Source organism: Clostridiales bacterium, assembly GCA_012512255.1.
Classification (GTDB): Bacteria; Bacillota; Clostridia; order Christensenellales; family DUVY01; genus DUVY01.
The window spans coordinates 15,641-32,666 of the sequence record JAAZDJ010000034.1 but is presented as its reverse complement, the minus strand read 5'-3'; the positions used below and the strand labels follow the sequence as shown (position 1 = coordinate 32,666).

The window sequence follows — 17,026 nt, the reverse complement described above, 5'->3', positions numbered from 1 at the left end:
ATTTAAAATTTCGGCGGGTTCTTTTGTTAAGTCAAGGTTGGCCTTTATTATTTTAATTTATTGAATATTGTTATCGCAAAAAGTAACTTTTGCGCCTCTGCTTATCGCCTCAATCCCAATATTGCCCGTTCCCGAAAACAAATCCAAAAAATAAGAACCAGCCAAACCATTTTGGATAATATTAAAAAGCGCCTCTTTGACGCGATCCGCAGTAGGCCTTAAATTTTTGTCTTTTGGGGAGATAAGCTTTCGTCCTTTATGTTTTCCAACGATAATCCGCATTTGAACACCCTTAATTGTTAAACAATTTAATTTCTAATTGAATTTCTTGGTGTTGCTTTTTTTGTCTTTCGCCGCCCAAGATATAGCCAGCCTCAAAAATTAACGGAACGGCAAAAATAATAATAAAAAACAAGGCGCTAAAATTGCTTACGGCGCTCATATTAATAATCCCTGCGATATCCAATATATTCGCAAAGGCGAGATTATAAAAGACAATAATTGTGTTTAGTATTCTATTTTTTAGCGTTAATGCCAAAATTAAAATTACGGCTTGCCATATATAATAAACAGCCGAAAAAATAAATCCTTTCGCCCAATGATATTCCAAAAATTTTTGAGATTTTAAAATAGGCTCGCCTTGTTTTGCCCTTAATAAATTGCGCTTATAGGCTTTGAAACAATGCTCCCCCGACATACGGCCCGAAACAAAAACAACATACAAAAAAGGGATTATTATCGCCAATGAAAAAAAGACGCTCCAAAAAGGGCTATGTATGGCCATTATGGGCAATGACATAACATCAAACATAAGCCCGACCATAAACAAAAACAAGCCCCTCGTGAATATATATTTAATGCCGCTGCCTTTGATTTTTTTGTCCATAATTCTAAATCCATATCTTTTTTACGCGTTTAGTTACTGAACATAGTATATCATAACTAATTGTTTTATTCCATTCCGCGACAACATCGGCGCCCAAATTTTTCCCAAAAATTTCCGCTTTGTCTTTGTAAGAAACATTTTTAACATCGGTAATATCTACCGCCATTAAGTCCATACAAACCTTGCCTAATATATTACATCTTTTGTTTTTGATAATAACATGGCCAGTATTGACAAGCCTAGGATATCCGTCCCCATAGCCAATGGAAATTATGGCTATCTTGAAGGGCCTTTGGGTTTTGTAGGCCTTGTCATAGCCGATATAAGAGTCCGCGTCCAAAGACTTAATTTGTACTATATCGGCATAAACACCCATTGCGGGCTTAATTATATCGCATACCTTTTGGCCGTCATAAGTTTTTAAATTCTTGTCAATATAACCATACAGCATTATGCCCGCCCTTACCATGTCCATATGATATTTTTTGCCTTGAAAAACGGCCGCCGAATTCGCCGAGTGCTTTTTGATTTTATATGTTTTAGTCAGTTTGCAAAATTTATTATATTGCTCTTCCAAATACGAAACGTCCGAATCCGAAGTGGCGTAATGGGTATAAATACCGTCGCATTTTATATTGCCTATTTGGGACATATGATTAAGGATTTTATCCAAAGTTTCTTTATCCGATATTCCTAATCTATTCATTCCGCTGTCAATTTTTAAATGTGTTTTGATTATGCCGTTGTGTTTTTTGGCAAGCTGTGTTAAGAGTTTTAACTCGTCATAGCAATGGATAGTTAAAATAATATTATTGTCAATTAACTCTTTTAAAGTAGCCTTATCGTCAAAACTTCCCATTAACAAAATGTCGTTATTGATATTGGCATCCCTTAGCGCAATGGCTTCGTTAGCCCTTGCGACGCCAAAACAATCAGCCTCCGCTAAAGCGCGGACTGTTTGGATTAAGCCGTGTCCGTAAGCGTCCGCCTTGATTACGGCGCAGATTTTGGACGCGGTATTCGCTTTTAAAACTTTGAAATTGTGCTTGAGCGCGTTGATATCAATTACGCAATAAGTCAAAATATTTTTTCCTAAACAGGTTTTTCTTAATAGTTATATATGAAAAACCCAAAGGAAAAAATGATAAAAATACTATTAAATAGCAAAACCGCCGTCAACATTTAAAATTTGACCGGTGATAAAATCAGCGTCTTTTGACGCCAAAAAATATATGCATTTGGCTACATCCTCGGGCGTTCCCAACCTTCCCAAAGGCGTTTTGTCTTTTAAAGCGTCAAGTTCTTCTTTGTTATATTCATCCAGCATTTGAGTGTCAATGACGCCGGGGCAAACGCAATTTACATTAATGCCCGAAGGGCCTAATTCTTTTGCCAGCGCCTTAGTAAGCCCTATTACAGCGGCTTTTGCCGAAGAATAATGCGCTTCGCAAGACGCGCCGCATACGCCCCATATGGAAGAGACATTAATAATCTTTCCCCGTTTTTGTGAAATCAAAAAAGGCAACGCCGCGTTTAACACAAAATACATACCCTTAATATTGACATCAAAGATTTTATCCCAATCGTTTTCGGTTATTTCTGTAAACAATTTGGTTTGGGCGACGCCCGCGTTATTGACAATCACATCAAGGCCGCCAAAATCGTTTATAGTCTTTTCAACCAAGCCGACGGCTTGCTCTTTCTTTGATATGTCCGCTTGGTAGGCGGCGGCAAAGTAGCCGTTTTTTATCATATATTTCATTAAGTCTAGGGCTTCGTTATGCGAATGGTTATAATTGATTGAAACATTATATCCTTTTTGGGCGAACAAAATGGCGGTCGCCCTGCCAATGCCTTTTGAAGCGCCCGTTATTAAAACTGTTTTTTTCAAATTTTGACCCTCTTGTTAATCAATATCATGATCCCTTAATCTTAAGTTGGCAAAATGCCGAGCTAATTGCGCCTTGGCAAGTTTATATTCTTTTAAAGATTGTTCTTTTTTCTTCTTAATTGCCAGCGTATCGTGTCTAGGTTTTGTGTCCGCAATACCCAGTTCATACGGCCATTTTGCCGTTTGCGCCATTATAATCACATTTTTGGGACGGACTTGTATAAAACCTTCGCCGCTATGGGCTTCCATCCATTTGTTTTTTTGGCGTATTTTTATTGTTCCGGGTTTTAGCGCGGTTACCATAGGCAAGGCGTTATACATTATGCCCATCTCGCCCGAGGACGAATTAAAAACCAAAGACTCAACATAGCCTTTAAAAAACAATCTATCAGGCGTGACTATTTCCAAATAAAACTCGTTTATGACTTTTTCCATAATAACCAAAAACCCAAGCATTTAATGCATTTGGGCGGCGTTTTTCTTTGCTTCATCCAAATCGCCGACCATATAAAAAGCGTTTTCGTTAAGCTCGTCCACTTCGCCGTCCAAAATAGCCTTAAAACTTTGCACAGTGGCTTTGGTATCCACATATCTGCCTTCTACGCCGGTAAATACAGACGCCACAAACAACGGCTGGGACAAAAATTTTTGCATCTTTCTTGCCCTATATACAATCTTTTTGTCTTCTTCCGATAACTCGTCCATGCCTAAAATCGCTATTATATCCTGAAGTTCTTTATATCTTTGTAAACTCTCGGTAACCTTTCTGGCGACATCGTAATGTTCTTGTCCTACTACCGCAGGATCTAAAGCTATGCTTGAGGATTCAAGCGGCGCTACGGCAGGATATATTCCTTGCTCTACTATTCTTCTGGACAAAACAGTGGTCGCGTCCAAATGCGAAAAGATAGCCGCGGGCGCGGGATCGGTCAAGTCATCAGCAGGCACATAAATAGCCTGGATGCTGGTGATAGAGCCGTTTTTTGTGGAGGTTATCCTTTCTTGCAAAAGCCCCAATTCATGCGCTAATGTCGGTTGATAGCCTACCGCGCTGGGCATTCTGCCCAATAACGCCGAAACCTCGTTACCCGCTTGGACAAACCTATAAATATTGTCAATAAACAGCAAGACATCTTGATTCATTACATCTCTAAAGTATTCAGCCAAAGTAAGCCCCATAAAAGCAACCTTCATGCGCGCGCCCGGAGGCTCGTTCATTTGACCAAATACTAAAGCTGTTTTGTCCAAAACGCCCGATTGGGTCATATCTTGTATCATCTCATAACCCTCGCGGCTTCTTTCGCCTACTCCGGTAAAGATAGAATATCCTCCATGTTCGTGCGCGACATTGCGTATAAGCTCCAAAATCAGCACCGTTTTGCCTACGCCAGCGCCGCCGAATAACCCTATTTTTCCGCCCTTGGCGTAAGGCGCAAGCAAGTCTATGACTTTAATGCCCGTTTCTAATATCTCAATATTATTGGATTGCTCGTAAAATTTGGGCGCAGGTCTATATATGCTCCATTTTTCTTTGGTTTTAATTTCGCCTTTTTGGTCAATAGGCTCGCCTAAAACATTGATTACCCGCCCCAAAACCTCTACGCCTACTGGCGCTTTTATGGTTTCTCCCGAAGAAATTACCCGCATTCCCCTAGATAAGCCTTCTGTTGCCTTAAGCGCAATGCAACGGACAACGCCTTTTTCTATATGCGAAAACACTTCCAAAGGCACAATAATGTCGTCTTCATAAATAACTAATTTTTCGTATATCTTGGGCATGTGATTATTTTCAAATTTTACGTCAATCACCGGCCCAATTATTTGTAAGACATAACCGTTGTTAACTTCTTTGTCCATTAAAATTAATCCTTTTAGCGCTTATTTGAATAATACCGATGTAATAATTTCGCTTATCTGGTTAGTAATGTTTTCTTGTCTTGCCCTGTTATAATCAAGGTTAAGCTTTTCCAAAATTTTTGTCGCGTTTACGGTGGCGTTGCTCATGGCAAGCATTCGGCTTAGGTGCTCGCTTGCCACCGATTGAACAAGCGCGCCGTATAGAACGCCCGCAAGGTATTGAGGCACCAGCTCTTCCAAAACCTCGTCAGCCGAAGGCTCGTATAATAATTCCTTATAATAGTATTCATCCTTATCTTCTTCTATTTTTATATCTTTGGTAATATCTTGCGCCTCTAAGGGCAAAATTTTGATAATTTGCGGGCGCATTGACGATGAATTGACCATTTCGGTATAAACGACATAAATTTGATCGACTAAATCTTGTTTATATAAATAAACAATATTTTCCACTATATCCACAGCGTCCGCGAATTCAGGGTCTTGAGTCAAATAAGTAAATTCTATATCCACCATTATATTGCGTTTTTGGAAGAACTCGCGGGCGATTTGCCCTATAGCGATTATATATTTGTTTTCAACTTTTTCTATTATTTTCCAAGCCTCAACCAAGACATTGTTATTATAACTGCCCGCAAGCCCTTTGTCCGAGGCAATGACTATAAAAATAGAACGATCGCCCTTTCTTGAGCGCATAAAAACATTGCTTACATCCTTTGAGTGAGTAATTATGTCGCTCATAACGCTTCTAATGCGGTCAAAAAACACCAAATTGCTCTCATACACGGCAAGGGCTTTGCGCATTCTGGATATAGAAATTGTTTCCATAGCCTTAGTGATCTGCCGCGTTTGAGATATGCTTTTTATGCGATGTTTTATATCAGTCAAGTTTTTCATAATTGTCAGATATAAATATATATTCTTTATATTCAATAATAGCTTTTTCTATACGCTCCATATTCTCCCTTGTGAGGTCGGATGTTTGGCTAATATCGTCAATGATATTAGGATGAAAAGTTTTTATATAATTTAACAAACCTTTATTAAACTCCCTAACTTGCTTTACGGGAATATCTTTTAAAAACTCTTTATTGACGGCATAAAGCAATATTACCTGTTCCTCCACGGAATAGGGATTATATTGCGGCTGTTTTAAAGTTTCCGTGGTCTTTTCGCCTTGGCTTAAAATATGACGGGTGGAAGCGTCCAATTCCGAGCCAAACTGGGCAAAAATCGCAAGCTCCCTGTATTGGGACAGCTCAAGCCTTAATTTTCCCGAAACTTTTTTCATCGCGGGTATTTGGGCGTTGGCGCCCACCCTAGATACCGATAAACCAACATTGATTGCCGGTCTTATGCCCGCGTTAAAAAGCTCGTCTTCTAGATAAATCTGGCCGTCTGTGATTGATATGACATTGGTAGGTATATATGCCGAGATATCGCCCGCCAATGTTTCTACTATGGGCAAGGCCGTCATTGAGCCGCCGCCCATCTCGGCGTTTAACTTGGCCGCCCTTTCCAAAAGCCTGGAATGCAAATAAAAAATATCTCCAGGATAGGCTTCCCTTCCTGGCGGCCTTTTTAACAACAATGACATCGTTCTATACGCTATGGCGTGTTTGGACAAATCGTCATAAACAATCAAGACATCTTTGCCGTTATACATAAACTCCTCGGCGATAGCGCAACCGCAATAAGGCGCTATATACTGCAAAGGCGCGCTATCATACGCGGTAGAACAAACAACGCATGTGTATTCCAAAGCCTCGCGCTCTTTTAAAATGCGCACTAAGTTGCTTATAGTTGAGGCTTTTTGGCCTATAGAAACATAAACGCAATAAATATCCTTACCCTTTTGGTTAATAATTGTATCTATGGCTATTGAGGTCTTGCCGGTTTGGCGATCGCCTATAATAAGTTCCCGTTGGCCTTTGCCTATCGGAATCATAGAGTCTATCGCCAAGATACCTGTCTGCAAAGGCGTAGTAACTTTATCCCTTTGAGTTATGGACGGCGCGGGCGCTTCAATGGGACGATAAAAATCTGTTTCTAATTCGGGCAATCCGTCCAAAGCATGCCCCAAAGGATTAATTACCCTGCCCAAAACGCATGAACCTACAGGAACGGACACGATTTGACCAGTGGAATATACGGTCATTCCTATGGCGATTTTGGTTTCGTCGCCTAAGACAACGGCGCCGACTTCGTCTTTTTCCAAATTAAGCGCGATCGCTTCTACGCCGTTTTCCAGCCTTAAAAGCTCGTTGTATTTGACGCTGTTAAGCCCCGAAATTTTTATAATGCCGTCGCCGTTATAAATGACAGAACCTGCTGATATTATTTTGGTCTTTTTGAGGGCGTCTTTGTCTTGTAGTTGAATAAAGCGGCTTTTTAAAGTGCCGTCATAATAGACCCCGTTGTCAATAACCAAAATGCCGCCCAAAATGCTTGGGTCTATTTCGTATGAAAAAGAAATATCCTTGCCGCTATGCTTTTTTTTAAAAACTTCTTCTATGCGGTTTTTTGTTTTAATATCTATGCCATAGCTTGTTATGACTTTAATAACCGACATTTAGTTCTCCCATTCGCTAAGGGCATCTTCTATAAGTTTTTTGTGATCTTGTTCGTTTAGCTCTCTTTGGATTATTTGACGAGCAATTTCCACAGAAACAATCGGCACTTGCTGTTTGCAAGCGTTGATCGCGCGGGCTTTTTCTTCTTCTATTTCTTTTTTGGCTTTTTGTATAATTTCTTGCGCTTTCTTTTGCGCTTGCTCTATTATTTCTTGGCTCTTAAGCTTAGCGTCTTTGGTAATTTCTTCGGTCATTTTAACCACTTCTTGCCGCGTTTGCTGCAAAGCTTTTTCATGGTTTTTCTTTAGTTCAAGCGCTTCTTTATTGAGCCTTTCGTTTTCCACAAACAAAAACTCAAGCTGTTCTTTGCGGTTGTCAATTATCTTTTTGACGGGCTTATAGACAAAAAAACGAATTACCGCTATCAAAATCGCAAGGTTAATGGCATAGAACAGCATCTCTTGCCAGCTCAATCCCAAACTCTCTATAATTCCGCTCATAACTTAAAACCCTTTCTCAGATCAGCATCATAATAGCTATAAATGTGCCATAAATAGCCGTCGCTTCGGCAAATCCAAGCCCTATTAAAAGCGCGGTTCGGATTTTGCCGGCTGCTTCGGGCTGACGGGCGATGGCTTCCACCGCCTTGCCTGTGGCGATGCCTATGCCGATTCCCGCGCCTATGCCTGTAAATACCGCCAATCCTATTCCTATAGGCGCAAGGTCAACTTGCCCCAGTAAGCTTGCGACGCTTAGGCTTAAGATTTGTAGCTGAGATAAGATAGCTTGTATCATTTCGTTTCTCCTTTATTCCATAACTTCCGATATAAAGCACATTGAAAGCATCATAAACACATAGCTTTGCATCAATGCGTGAAACACGGTAAAAATCAAATTTCCTATTAGCGGATAAGCTATAGGAAAGGGCAAAGAATAAATCAAATGCATGATAAGATATCCGCTAAATACGCTTCCAAACATTCTTAGCGCCAAAGAAAAAGGCACCACAGCGTCCGTCACGATGTTTAAAGGGTTTGCATATCTTAGCAATCTTTTTAATTTCTTTTTTCTTATGCCGTAAAACTGGACAATAACAAAAGTTATAATGCCCAAAACAAGAACAACATTAAAGTCGGATATAGGCGGACGAAGTCCCAACATTTCTACCAGCGTGCCCAAACAAATAAAACAAGCCAATGTGAAATACAAAGGCGCGACAAATGACGCGCTAGGACCTGTAAGTTCGCGGGCGTTGTTTTCAAAAGAGTTTACCAAACCTTCTAGCAGCAATTGAAAGTCGCCGACTTTTTTGCTTTTTTGCCAGCGCGGCACAAAAAACACCCTAATAATTATGGCGGTCAAAATCAGCCCAAAGACAACGATAGAAAAGCTTATCATTGTTTCGGTCAGGGTAAAACCGCCTATTTTAATTTCTCTTGGCTTAAGATCGGGCATCACTTGGCTTAGCTTTGTTATAGGCATTGATTATCCCTCAAATATCATTTAGAATAAATTAATTTATTATAATTCTTATATCGCTCAATTGTCAATTAATCGTCAATCACATTAATTTTTGGATTTTTTATCTGCTTGGCATATTAACTTGTATTTATTTAATATAAATATGGGATTATAGGACAATTTTGCTTTCCGTAGCCCTTCTATTCCCATATCCTCTTGTCTGTTTACATATTTTACATCCTTAAAAAATTCTTTGACGCAAAAATTATTAATTGCGGCGAAAATCCCGTCATAATTAATATCGGCTTTTTCAAATAAAACATTGCCCGCTTTTTTGTTTGGCAAAATACTGTTTATGGAAAAAGCTTTTATTTCGCCGTCAATCTCAATCACGCCGCATTTTAAGTTAAGGGGTTTGTAGTTTTTTAACGCCAATTCTATGGCGGTTTTTTCTAATGTCGGGCTTAGGCCGTTATTTTCCAGCCATAAATCATACAAATCCATACATTTTTGATAATCCGATTCTTTGTATTCTCTAAAAATGTATTTATATGATTTTTTAAATTTATTAATATGGTTTCTCTTAGCGTGGTATTTTTTTCCTTTCAAATCTCTTAAGTCTTTAGAAAGATATATATAATCCGAAAAATCCCTGTCATATACCAATTCATAGCCTTTAACGCCGCTTATCTGGTTTAAATCTTTTGTTTCGGCTTGGGCTATAAAATGCTTGGCACAATCTTCAAATTCATAAATCATGTCAATATAAGGGCTTATGTCTTTTTTGGTCTTGCTTACGGGAAAATAATATACTTTTTTGCCTTGATAAATATTATAAACAATCAAAACATCGTCATCAACAATGGCGTATCTGGCGTTGCCCGAGACATTCCAGCAAAAAATGGTGCTAAAGTCATTAGCCGATGAAATGCTGTCGTTATTTTTAAAAAATTCGTCAAAAATAGTTTTATCGTTTATGGTAATTGGCGAAAAATTAATTGTTTTCATAAGGTATCCAATCTTTAGTTTTTTTTATTATCTTTTCAAAATAATTTTCTTAAGTTAACGCTTTAAACCAAAAGACCGCCACTTTTTAGTTGACGGTCTGACGCTTTTTGGGTTAAAGGTATTTATTTAAAATCTTTTAATAATTCAGCCAACGGCGTGTTGGTAGCGCCTTCTTTCCATTGGGTAGGGATATTTTCTAACGGCTTGCCTGCTTTAGCGCGCCTGCGGGATTCTTTAGGTTTTTCTTCGGACTTAGAATTTTTAGTTTGAAGAACTTTTTCTTCTTCGGGCAATGCCGCCTTTATGCTAAGCGAAATTTTGCAATTTTCCTCGTCAATCTTAATCACTTTGGCGGTAACTTCATCGCCAACCTTTAAGACATCGTTAATGTTTTTTACATAATCGCGCGCGGCTTCCGAAATATGTACTAATCCCCTTATATTGTTTTCTATATCTACAAACGCTCCGTATTCTTCCAATCTAGCGACCTGTCCCGTTACAATAGAACCTATAGGATACTTTGCGGCTACTTCTTGGAAAGGATGGGGATGCAATTGTTTATAACCTAGAGCAACTTTTCTTTTTTCGCGATCTACCGACAAAACCAAAAACTCATACTCTTCGTTAAGGGTCAATACATCTTCAACTTTGCCTACTCTATTCCAAGAAAGGTCTGAAATACGGCATAGGCAATCCAAACCGTCAACATCTATAAACGCTCCAAAAGGAGTGGCCCTGACAAATTTTCCCGTCACCTTGTCGCCTTCGGTTAGTCTTTGCAAAACTTCGTCTTCTTTGGCGCGGCGTTCTTGTTCTTTGGCTTTGCGTTCTTTGGCAAGAATTATTTTTCGGGAAGCCGTTATCTTTCTCTTGTTATCGTCAATTTCCAGCACGGTAAGACGAACTTTTTGTTTGTTGTAAGGACTAAGATCGGTAACATAACGCTCTTCAACATGGGATTGCGGTACAAATACGCGGTAACCGCCGTATTTGCCTAATAGTCCGCCTTTTACTGCCTTGACGGCGATAAAAAATTCTTCGCCGTTTCTTATGCCGTCTATAAGCTTGTCCTGTAGCTTTTTTTCTTCAATCTTTTTCTTGGAAGCCGGTATGCAGCCGGTATCTTTATCCTTAGGACCAAGAATCTCTATATCTATTTTGTCGCCAGGATTATAATTTTCAGGATTGTATTCGCCGTTTAATTCCACTTCATCGGGCGGAATTAGCCCGTCGTTTTTGCCGTCTAGCTTAACATGAATTCCTTTTTCGTCCGCGAATAAAATTTCAGCGTTTTTTACCTTCGTGCCTTTTACATAATTGACAACAGGGTTGCTTTCCAAAAGAGCCTCAAACGAACCCTCATTGATGTTGTCGTTCATATAGCGATTAACCTCCAAAATCAACTCGCTAGGGGTTGACGCGCCTGCTGTAATTCCTACCGTTCCGTGTAACTTGGGGAAGACTGATTCTAAATCTTCGCTTTTTTCTACGAGGTAAGTGTTTTTACAATTGCGCTTACATATATCTAGCAGTTTGTTTGTGTTTGAACTGTCGGAACATCCTATCACAATCATGCAATCGCATTTTTGGCTTAACTTAATGGCTTCTTCCTGACGTTCATTGGTAGTATAACAAATTGTATTAAAAACTACAACTGATTTTTGATTTAAGTTATTAAAATATTCAGTTATACGCTCAAACTCTTTAACCGAAAATGTAGTTTGGGCAACCACGCATATTTTGTCGGAATCTATATAGGGAATATCTTGACGCGAATCAATAATAATCGCCGAGTTGTCGCACCAGCCGTTAATCCCGATTACTTCGCCATGAGTAGCTATGCCCGCTATTACTATTTGATAACCTTGTAGGTAATATTTTTCAACAATTTTGTGAATTTTCTTGACAAAAGGACAAGTGGCGTCAATAATCTCAATCCCTTTTTTTTGCAATTCGTCATAGACAGCCTTGCCTGCTCCGTGCGATCTGATTATAACTTTGGACGATGAGATTTCGTCTATTTTTTTTACTGTCTTTAGTCCTTTGGCTTCCAAGTCTTTAACAACCGCGCGGTTATGTATTATAGGGCCTAAAGAACAAACTCCTTCGGGCGCGTATTTTTGGGCTGTGTTAATAGCTTTCTCAACGCCAAAACAAAACCCGATATTTTTTGCCAATATGACTTTTTTAACCATTTGTTATCTCGTTGTTTTTATTATCTGAAATTTTAAAAATTTCATTATAAATATCATTAAATTTTATATTTTTATCGTTTAACTTCCTTTTTAAATCCCTTTTTTCTTTTCCTTTTAAATTGGAATAAAACCTAACAGTCTGGTGGAGCTTTACCATGTAGTCGTATAAAATCTCGTCCGCCCTGTCCAAAACTTCGGCGGTAAGTTTTTGGTTTTTTAATTCGCTAAAATCCACAGGGTCGCCCATAATATATATATTTTTCCTAAATAATTTTGGCCTTTTGCAAAGTATCATGGGCACTACGGGCGCGTCGGTTTTTAGGGCGAACATCGCGCTGCCGCTTTTTATGGTTTGTATGTCTTCGTTTTTATAGTTTCTAGTGCCCTCGGGATAGATTCCTACCGTCTTGCCTTGGTTAAGGCGCTTGATAATCGCCTTAATAGCCGCGATATCGGGCTTGCCTCTGTCAACAGAGGTAACGCCAAGCCATTTGAAAATAATTCTTACAAATTTTGAGTCTTTGGTAAATTCGCTTTTACCCAAATAATAAATTTGGCGATTATGATGGGCCGCAAGCAAAAAGGGATCTACCGCGGTCATATGGTTGCTCACCAAAATCAATTTGCCTTTTGGTTTTCTCTTTTTGCCCAAAACTTCTATCGGATACAAAATCCATAAAGGAATAATCAACAAAATAACTGCAATCAAATATAATAATGTCATAATCTTTCCTTAATGTATTTTATCATAGACTGTACAACTTCGGAAGGCGTCATATTGGATGAATCAATTACGATAGCGTCTTGCGCTTTTTTTAACGGCGCTATCGCCCTAGTGGAGTCCATGTAGTCTCGTTTTTTGATATCTTCCAAAACAGCGTTATAATCTATAAGTTGGCCTTTTTCTTTTAGTTCCTCGTGTCTTCTTTTGGCGCGAATCTCTTCGTCGGCGGTCAAAAAAAACTTATATTTGGCGTCGGGCAAGACATAAGTGCCTATATCCCTGCCGTCTACAACCATATCGTATTTTTGTGCCAGTTTTCTTTGGGCTTGCGCCATTTTTTCCCTTACGCACCTAAGCGCCGAAACAGCCGACGCGGCTTTTGAGACCTCATGCAATCTGATAAGCGAATCCACATTTTCGCCGTCCAAATATACTTTTTGTATGCCGCATTCGTATTTTATATCTATATCTGTATTTTTCAATACTTGGGCTATTGTCTCCTCGTCCGAAAAATCAATGCCAAGCCTCAAAATTTTCAAACCGACGGCGCGATACATAGCGCCCGTATCAAGATGTAAAATTCCTAACTTTTTTGCCAAAGCCGAAGCGATAGTGCTCTTGCCCGCTCCGCTTGGCCCGTCAATCGCTATTGAATAACGCATAATTTACACCAAATCAGGACGCAAAATTTGCGCCTTTTTTAGATAAACATGTTTGGGTTCTAGAATTTCTTTGTAGCTTGCCACATTGACCATAAGCCTAATGCATTTGGCCAATGAGTTTTCCATATCGGGCTCTTGGGAGGAAAACAACGCGGCGTCATTATAGCCCATTTCCCGCAAAACCGCGGCGGGATAAATCGCGGTTATATCCTTGGTCGTGCTAATAAGTATGCTTATAATTTTTTTGCCGGGATTATTTAAATCGTTTTTTTGGGCAATCTCGTTCATCAATTCCTTGGTGGCGTCGGTTATTTCTTGGATACTGTCGTTTTCAACCGTTATCGCCCCCCTAATCGCCGTTATATCAACAATGGCTTTCATAATTTAACCCTTTTTTTCATTATATTCATAAGGCGCTTGCCGCGCTTATGCCGGCAAGATATCCCGTTGAAATAGCGATTTGGATATTATATCCTCCGGTATATGCGTCAACGTCAATGACCTCGCCCGCAAAAAACAATCCTTTTGTTATTTTGCTCTCTAGCGTAGACGGGTTTATTTCTTTGGTGTTTACGCCCCCGCAAGTTATAATCGCCTTTTCAAAACCGTCCAGTCCTTTTATGTTAAGCTCAAACCGCTTTAGCGCGTTTAACAGGCTTTGCCTTTGCGCTTTCGTAATAACATTTACCCTTTGGTTCGGGTCAATGCCGCTTCTTTTTATGATTTCAGGTATTAAGCTTTTGGGCAATAAATCGCCTAAGGCGTTTTTAAACAGTTTATTTTGATATTTTGCAAAATCCCTTAATATACGCTCGTCAAGCTTGTTGCGGTCTAAGGCGGGTTTTAAGTCTATATAAAGCTTGACTTTGCCCAACGGCAATCTATTAATAATGCTGCTTGTACTCAAAACTATAGGGCCGCTTATTCCGCTATCGGTAAACAACATCTCGCCAAATAGATTGGAAATAATTTTGCTGTTGTATTCCGCGGTCAAAGCCACATTCTTTAAAGACAGGCCCTCAAGCGCCGAAACATCTTCTTTGACGCTAATAGACACAAGTCCGGGCACAGGCTCAATTATCGTATGTCCCAGCTTTTTCGCTAAAACATAACCGTCGCCCGCGCTGCCCGTGGAAGGATAGCTCATCCCTCCGCAAGCTATTATAACACAATCTGAAATAATTTTGTAACCGTTGACGCAAACAACCTCAAATTTATCCCTTGATTTAAAAATGTCAGCAACGGCGCAATCATAACGAATATCAATGCCAAACTTGCCTAAAGCCTTTTCAAAAGTCTTGATAATATCGCTTGAACGGTCGGTCAAAGGAAAAACCCGCCCGCCTCTTTCCACTTTTAAAGGGCATCCGTTTCGCTCTAAAAAATTAATAGTATCTTGGGGCGTAAAACGATTTAGCGCGCTATATAAAAATTTTGGATTGGATACTACATTTTTGAAAAACTCTTGAGGCGATATGTCGTTGGTCAAGTTGCAACGACCTTTACCGGTAATATATAATTTTTTGCCTAGTTTAGAATTCTTTTCCAGCAAAGACACTTCGGCGCCAGCCTGCGCTGCCGCTATCGCAGCCATCATCCCGGCAGGCCCGGCGCCTATAACCGTTATTTTCACTTATCAAAAACGCCTTCTTGTTTTAGTTTATTAAGAAAAACATTGTCGGTAAGATTAAAAGAAATGGGCGTAATAGTGATATATCCTTGACGGTTTAGCTCAACATCGCTATCGGGCGGATTTTTATGGTGTTTTATTGGTTTGCCCGTAAGCCAATACATATTAACAGCCGTGCCCTTTATATATTCGTCATCGTATTCTTGATAGCCCATTGAGGCGAGTCTTACGCCTTTTATTTGCGTAGTATGTGGATAATAAATATTTAAAATAGTTTTCTCGGGCATGTCAAGATTATAAAACAGTTCCAGGTTTTGTTTAATAAATTTCACCGCCGCTTTGACAATTTTTTCGTCCGGCTTGTGTTCGGGAATGCTGATAGCTATTGATTTTATGCCCAAGATTTTGCCCTCAAAGGCGGCCGAAACCGTGCCCGAGTATAAAATGTCCGTGCCCAAATTAGCGCCGTAATTAATTCCCGAAAGCAACAAATCAGGCTTGCCTTGGTAAAGTTCGGATAATCCAAACTTTACGCAATCCACGGGCGTTCCATCCGTTTTGTAACTGGTAATTCCGGGAATAAGATTGATTTGATTGTATTTTATGGGCGTGTTGATTGTTAGCGAATGGCCGCAAGCGGACCTTTCCCTGTCCGGGGCGACAATAAACACCTCGTGGTCTTGCGCCAATCCCCTCGCCAGATGGTAAAGGCCTTTTGCCAATATGCCGTCATCGTTGGTCAAGAATATTCTCATGGCTTTAATTATAATTATTAACAGCATATTAAGCAAGTTTAAACAAATCAAAAATCAAGATTTTAAAAAATATTTGTGTATTTTGACCAAAGGTTTTGGTAGATTGATTGATACTTAACATCTGAAGAAAAAAACTCAATTTTCCCCTTTTGGTTTTGGTCGTTGAGGAGTCCGTTTTTTATAAGCGTATTTTTTAAATATCTTGCCACTCCGGCGTTCCCGTCATACAAAACAGCCTGGGGGAAAATTTTGGCTATGATATCTTTGACAAATATATAATGCGTGCATCCCAATACTACCGCTTTAATACCGCAATCTTTATAAGGGCTTAAAATTTTATGTATATATTCTTTTAAATTTTCAAAACGCCCGATATTTTGTTCTATCTTGCGGGCAAGATCGCATAGCGGATAAATTATTACCTTTTGAAGACCGCATTGTTTGATTAACGACTTAAATTTGGGTTGTCTAGCCGCGGCCTTAGTAAGCAAAACCAAAACCTTGCCATTGGTCATCAAACACGCGGGCTTAATGGCGGGTTCTATGCCTATTATTTCTATATCGTGCTTGCTCCTTAGCGCGTTAATTGCGGCCGCCGTCGCGGTATTGCAGGCTATTACGACAGCTTTTACGCCTTTTGAAATAAGCCTATCAACCGCGTTAAATGTTAACTGCGTTATTTTCTGATCAGCGAGGTTGCCGTATGGGCTGTTTTTCGTATCGCCGTAATACAAAAAATTTTCATGCGGCAAAATATCAGCGCATGCTTTTAGGACGGTTATGCCGCCGACGCCGCTATCAAAAACGCCTATCGGCAAATATTTTTTACACACTGATAGATATTATATTTTGGGAAGTTTATTGTAATGACAATTAATAAATTATTTTAAAACCTGAAATCTGCTTGTTTTTGGCAATCTATATGCATTATCATAATTAAGCATGGGTTTTCCTCGTTCCAAAGCGAAGGAATGCGTTCCAAAGGCTTAAACCCCATTGCGGCATAAAAATCCCGCGTTATCTTATAATAATTGCAATTGCCATTGTCTAATGTTTTAACTTGCAAAAACTCTATCTTATGCTCTTGGCAATAATCTATGCACTTATTAATAAGCTGTGTGCCTATGCCTTGGCGATGGTATTCTTTCAAAACGCCCATAGCGCAAATCTCAGCAGAAAAATCATTATGTAATTTCAAAAAAACAAAACCCACAAATTCGCCGTTATGCCTATACGCGAAAAAAGGCTTATTGACGCATTGTCTTACATAAACTTGAATTGATTCGGGAATGCCAAACCATTGAGGCAAAGCGGATAAGATATTATTTGTAATTCTTTGCTTAGCTTTTTCTTCGGTAATTACGACGACCACTATTTCCGTCCA

The 17,026-nt window shown here is 39.4% G+C and carries 20 protein-coding genes; all 20 read right to left on the bottom strand.

Annotation, left to right across the window (positions count from 1 at the left end):
* Positions 1 to 57: 57 nt before the first annotated feature.
* Positions 58 to 282: a hypothetical protein gene (locus GX756_01940; protein ID NLC16627.1), complete on the bottom strand. Its 225-nt coding sequence runs from the start codon at positions 280 to 282 to the stop codon at positions 58 to 60.
* Between the two features lie 10 nt (positions 283 to 292).
* A complete protein-coding gene (locus GX756_01935; protein ID NLC16626.1) occupies positions 293 to 886 on the bottom strand; it encodes a hypothetical protein in 594 nt (197 codons plus the stop codon).
* Between the two features lie 4 nt (positions 887 to 890).
* Positions 891 to 1,967 carry an alanine racemase gene (alr, locus tag GX756_01930; GenBank protein ID NLC16625.1) on the bottom strand — a complete coding sequence of 359 codons (1,077 nt, stop codon included), beginning with the start codon at positions 1,965 to 1,967 and terminating at the stop codon, positions 891 to 893.
* A gap of 75 nt (positions 1,968 to 2,042) precedes the next feature.
* Entirely contained in the window at positions 2,043 to 2,777 is a 735-nt protein-coding gene (gene fabG / locus GX756_01925) for a 3-oxoacyl-ACP reductase FabG (GenBank protein ID NLC16624.1), read from the bottom strand.
* Positions 2,778 to 2,792: 15 nt separating this feature from the next.
* Entirely contained in the window at positions 2,793 to 3,212 is a 420-nt protein-coding gene (gene atpC, locus GX756_01920) for an ATP synthase F1 subunit epsilon (protein ID NLC16623.1), read from the bottom strand.
* A gap of 21 nt (positions 3,213 to 3,233) precedes the next feature.
* Positions 3,234 to 4,634, bottom strand: a complete 1,401-nt coding sequence (gene atpD / locus GX756_01915) for a F0F1 ATP synthase subunit beta (protein ID NLC16622.1) — start codon at positions 4,632 to 4,634, stop codon at positions 3,234 to 3,236.
* Positions 4,635 to 4,655: 21 nt separating this feature from the next.
* The gene (atpG, locus tag GX756_01910) at positions 4,656 to 5,531 is read right to left on the bottom strand and encodes an ATP synthase F1 subunit gamma (GenBank protein ID NLC16621.1); all 876 of its coding nucleotides are present in this window, start codon (positions 5,529 to 5,531) and stop codon (positions 4,656 to 4,658) included.
* On the bottom strand, positions 5,515 to 7,206 hold the full coding sequence (locus GX756_01905; protein ID NLC16620.1) for a F0F1 ATP synthase subunit alpha: 1,692 nt from the start codon (positions 7,204 to 7,206) through the stop codon (positions 5,515 to 5,517). The genes atpG and GX756_01905 overlap by 17 nt, the downstream gene beginning before the upstream one ends.
* Positions 7,207 to 7,707 carry a F0F1 ATP synthase subunit B gene (atpF, locus tag GX756_01900; GenBank protein ID NLC16619.1) on the bottom strand — a complete coding sequence of 167 codons (501 nt, stop codon included), beginning with the start codon at positions 7,705 to 7,707 and terminating at the stop codon, positions 7,207 to 7,209.
* Positions 7,708 to 7,723: 16 nt separating this feature from the next.
* Positions 7,724 to 8,002 (bottom strand): ATP synthase F0 subunit C, encoded by a 279-nt coding sequence (atpE, locus tag GX756_01895; GenBank protein NLC16618.1) that lies wholly within the window; start codon positions 8,000 to 8,002, stop codon positions 7,724 to 7,726.
* Between the two features lie 12 nt (positions 8,003 to 8,014).
* Positions 8,015 to 8,689 (bottom strand): F0F1 ATP synthase subunit A, encoded by a 675-nt coding sequence (locus tag GX756_01890; protein NLC16617.1) that lies wholly within the window; start codon positions 8,687 to 8,689, stop codon positions 8,015 to 8,017.
* Between the two features lie 84 nt (positions 8,690 to 8,773).
* Complete coding sequence (locus GX756_01885; protein ID NLC16616.1) at positions 8,774 to 9,676, bottom strand: DUF2156 domain-containing protein; 903 nt, start codon at positions 9,674 to 9,676, stop codon at positions 8,774 to 8,776.
* 122 nt (positions 9,677 to 9,798) lie between these two features.
* Positions 9,799 to 11,871 (bottom strand): bifunctional 4-hydroxy-3-methylbut-2-enyl diphosphate reductase/30S ribosomal protein S1, encoded by a 2,073-nt coding sequence (locus tag GX756_01880; protein ID NLC16615.1) that lies wholly within the window; start codon positions 11,869 to 11,871, stop codon positions 9,799 to 9,801.
* Entirely contained in the window at positions 11,864 to 12,595 is a 732-nt protein-coding gene (locus GX756_01875) for a 1-acyl-sn-glycerol-3-phosphate acyltransferase (GenBank protein ID NLC16614.1), read from the bottom strand. The genes GX756_01880 and GX756_01875 overlap by 8 nt, the downstream gene beginning before the upstream one ends.
* Positions 12,592 to 13,257, bottom strand: coding sequence for a (d)CMP kinase (locus GX756_01870; GenBank protein NLC16613.1), 666 nt, complete (start codon positions 13,255 to 13,257; stop codon positions 12,592 to 12,594). The genes GX756_01875 and GX756_01870 overlap by 4 nt, the downstream gene beginning before the upstream one ends.
* Before the next feature lie 3 nt (positions 13,258 to 13,260).
* Positions 13,261 to 13,638, bottom strand: coding sequence for a chorismate mutase (aroH, locus tag GX756_01865; protein ID NLC16612.1), 378 nt, complete (start codon positions 13,636 to 13,638; stop codon positions 13,261 to 13,263).
* A 25-nt stretch (positions 13,639 to 13,663) separates the two neighbouring features.
* Complete coding sequence (locus GX756_01860; protein ID NLC16611.1) at positions 13,664 to 14,854, bottom strand: NAD(P)/FAD-dependent oxidoreductase; 1,191 nt, start codon at positions 14,852 to 14,854, stop codon at positions 13,664 to 13,666.
* Between the two features lie 32 nt (positions 14,855 to 14,886).
* A complete protein-coding gene (surE, locus tag GX756_01855; GenBank protein NLC16610.1) occupies positions 14,887 to 15,669 on the bottom strand; it encodes a 5'/3'-nucleotidase SurE in 783 nt (260 codons plus the stop codon).
* 35 nt (positions 15,670 to 15,704) lie between these two features.
* Complete coding sequence (gene murI / locus GX756_01850; GenBank protein ID NLC16609.1) at positions 15,705 to 16,460, bottom strand: glutamate racemase; 756 nt, start codon at positions 16,458 to 16,460, stop codon at positions 15,705 to 15,707.
* Positions 16,461 to 16,528: 68 nt separating this feature from the next.
* The gene (locus GX756_01845) at positions 16,529 to 17,014 is read right to left on the bottom strand and encodes a GNAT family N-acetyltransferase (GenBank protein ID NLC16608.1); all 486 of its coding nucleotides are present in this window, start codon (positions 17,012 to 17,014) and stop codon (positions 16,529 to 16,531) included.
* Positions 17,015 to 17,026: the final 12 nt, after the last annotated feature.

Excerpts from the sequence above, each read along its gene's own strand:
- GX756_01870 (NLC16613.1), bottom strand. The coding sequence starts at position 13,257 with ATGCGTTATTCAATAGCGATTGACGGGCCAAGCGGAGCGGGCAAGAGC.
- GX756_01940 (NLC16627.1), bottom strand. The coding sequence starts at position 282 with ATGCGGATTATCGTTGGAAAACATAAAGGACGAAAGCTTATCTCCCCA.
- atpD (NLC16622.1), bottom strand. The coding sequence starts at position 4,634 with ATGGACAAAGAAGTTAACAACGGTTATGTCTTACAAATAATTGGGCCG.
- atpE (NLC16618.1), bottom strand. The coding sequence starts at position 8,002 with ATGATACAAGCTATCTTATCTCAGCTACAAATCTTAAGCCTAAGCGTC.
- aroH (NLC16612.1), bottom strand. The coding sequence starts at position 13,638 with ATGAAAGCCATTGTTGATATAACGGCGATTAGGGGGGCGATAACGGTT.
- GX756_01935 (NLC16626.1), bottom strand. The coding sequence starts at position 886 with ATGGACAAAAAAATCAAAGGCAGCGGCATTAAATATATATTCACGAGG.
- atpG (NLC16621.1), bottom strand. The coding sequence starts at position 5,531 with ATGAAAAACTTGACTGATATAAAACATCGCATAAAAAGCATATCTCAA.
- GX756_01890 (NLC16617.1), bottom strand. The coding sequence starts at position 8,689 with ATGCCTATAACAAAGCTAAGCCAAGTGATGCCCGATCTTAAGCCAAGA.
- atpF (NLC16619.1), bottom strand. The coding sequence starts at position 7,707 with ATGAGCGGAATTATAGAGAGTTTGGGATTGAGCTGGCAAGAGATGCTG.
- atpC (NLC16623.1), bottom strand. The coding sequence starts at position 3,212 with ATGGAAAAAGTCATAAACGAGTTTTATTTGGAAATAGTCACGCCTGAT.
- GX756_01885 (NLC16616.1), bottom strand. The coding sequence starts at position 9,676 with ATGAAAACAATTAATTTTTCGCCAATTACCATAAACGATAAAACTATT.
- GX756_01875 (NLC16614.1), bottom strand. The coding sequence starts at position 12,595 with ATGACATTATTATATTTGATTGCAGTTATTTTGTTGATTATTCCTTTA.
- surE (NLC16610.1), bottom strand. The coding sequence starts at position 15,669 with ATGCTGTTAATAATTATAATTAAAGCCATGAGAATATTCTTGACCAAC.
- GX756_01860 (NLC16611.1), bottom strand. The coding sequence starts at position 14,854 with ATGATGGCTGCGATAGCGGCAGCGCAGGCTGGCGCCGAAGTGTCTTTG.
- GX756_01905 (NLC16620.1), bottom strand. The coding sequence starts at position 7,206 with ATGTCGGTTATTAAAGTCATAACAAGCTATGGCATAGATATTAAAACA.
- GX756_01880 (NLC16615.1), bottom strand. The coding sequence starts at position 11,871 with ATGGTTAAAAAAGTCATATTGGCAAAAAATATCGGGTTTTGTTTTGGC.